Below are 583 nucleotides of genomic sequence, written 5' to 3' on the forward strand. Positions count from 1 at the left end.
TTGATGCCGAGTGTAAGACCGAGAAGTATGAGAAACGCCGGGTTTCTCCAGAAGCTTCGTGATCTCGCATCCGAGGCGGGTTCGCTCTCCGACTCGTCGGCCCCGCCCTCACTCGGCGAGGGCTCCGCTTGCGCTCCGTCCGCAGCCGGACGAGGCCGGGATGTGGGAAGAACCAGGCTCGTGAACAGATACAGTGCGGCGACGATGGCGCACGATGCCCAATAGGCGACTTTGCTGACGACGGGCGCCAACACAAAACTCGCGACCATGCGCCCCACCTGGTTTGTTCCCTGGATCAGCGCGTTGGCCTGCTGCCAGGACTCCTCGGGAAGAAGTTGAGGGACCGCCGTACCCACGGCGGGGAAATACACGCCCTCCGTGAACGCCATCACGATGATGAAAGGCATCATGATCCAAAGGTCCGTGCGTGGAAACGAGACGGCCAAGGCGACGCCGGCAGCCATGAGGGCAGCCACCGAAGAAGCGCGGCGCATCACGGCCACGGCAGGACTGCGCTTGTTCCACCACGCGGACGACGCGGAACCGACGACCCGCGGGATGGAGGTCAACGTAATCAAGAAGC

At 63.3% G+C, this 583-nt stretch carries 1 protein-coding gene; it reads right to left on the bottom strand.

The features are described 5' to 3' along the window. Window positions 1-578 (bottom strand): MFS transporter (locus AC27E8_RS10460; protein WP_487111472.1); only part of this gene is annotated, 578 nt, incomplete at its 3' end. Between the last annotated feature and the right edge of the window lie 5 nt (window positions 579-583).

The sequence above is a fragment of the Alicyclobacillus sp. CIJ1 genome, assembly GCF_057538885.1.